This window comes from Dactylosporangium sp. NPDC000244 (assembly GCF_040300725.1).
Taxonomy (GTDB): domain Bacteria; phylum Actinomycetota; class Actinomycetes; order Mycobacteriales; family Micromonosporaceae; genus Dactylosporangium.
In genome coordinates, this window is record NZ_JBEPEH010000122.1 from 1 (window position 1) to 1,272 (window position 1,272).

Genomic DNA, 1,272 nt, shown 5'->3' on the forward strand with positions numbered 1-1,272 from the left:
CGTCAGCTCGTGTCGTGAGATGTTGGGTTAAGTCCCGCAACGAGCGCAACCCTTGTTCTTAGTTGCCATCATTAAGTTGGGCACTCTAACGAGACTGCCGGTGATAAACCGGAGGAAGGTGGGGATGACGTCAAATCATCATGCCCCTTATGACCTGGGCTACACACGTGCTACAATGGATGGTACAACGAGTCGCGAGAAGTGATGTTTAGCTAATCTCTTAAAACCATTCTCAGTTCGGATTGTAGGCTGCAACTCGCCTACATGAAGTCGGAATCGCTAGTAATCGCGGATCAGCACGCCGCGGTGAATACGTTCCCGGGCCTTGTACACACCGCCCGTCACACCACGGGAGTTGGGAGTACCCGAAGTAGGTTGCCTAACCGCAAGGAGGGCGCTTCCTAAGGTAAGACCGATGACTGGGGTGAAGTCGTAACAAGGTAGCCGTATCGGAAGGTGCGGCTGGATCACCTCCTTTCTAAGGAATATATACAAAGACGTGAGCATTCAACTTTATTCAGTTTTGAGGGGTTTAGTGATAAACCTAAGCAAGAATCAAATTCTTGATTGTGGGGCCTTAGCTCAGCTGGGAGAGCGCCTGCTTTGCACGCAGGAGGTCAGCGGTTCGATCCCGCTAGGCTCCATTGTCAGACAAGACGTTAAAATCACTTGAACATTGAAAACTAAATAACAATATCTAATAACGATAAATAAACCAAAAGCTGTGAATTTTAAAGAATTTACAAACTTATACTTGAAAAACGATGATTATAAATCATCATGGCAAAGTTAATAAGGGCGCACGGTGGATGCCTTGGCACTAAGAGCCGATGAAGGACGTGACTAACGACGATATTCTAGGGGGAGCAGTAAGTACGCATTGATCCCTAGGTCTCCGAATGGGGAAACCCAGCTGCTACTAGCAGTTATTCATGAGTGAATACATAGCTCATGTAAAGGTAACGCAGAGAACTGAAACATCTAAGTACCTGCAGGAAGAGAAAGTAAAAACGATTTCGTAAGTAGCGGCGAGCGAACGCGAAGAAGGGCAAACCAAGAAGCTTGCTTCTTGGGGTTGTAGGACTGCAACGTGGACTTAAGCATTATAGTCGAATAACCTGGGAAGGTTAATCAAAGAGGGTAATAATCCCGTAGACGAAATAGCGCTTATACCTAGCAGTATCCTGAGTAGGGCTGGACACGCGAAATCCAGTTTGAATCCGGGAGGACCATCTCCCAACCCTAAATACTCCTTAGTGACCGATAGTGAAC

1 tRNA gene and 2 rRNA genes are annotated in these 1,272 nt (G+C 46.9%); all 3 read left to right on the forward strand.

The annotated features are described in order from the left end of the window. A 16S ribosomal RNA gene (locus ABT369_RS57810) occupies nucleotides 1–478 on the forward strand; the annotation flags it as partial. Nucleotides 479–571: 93 nt separating this feature from the next. Continuing rightward, a tRNA-Ala gene (locus tag ABT369_RS57815) sits at nucleotides 572–644 on the forward strand. Nucleotides 645–782: 138 nt separating this feature from the next. Beyond that, nucleotides 783–1,272: ribosomal RNA gene (locus ABT369_RS57820) — 23S ribosomal RNA — on the forward strand; the annotation flags it as partial.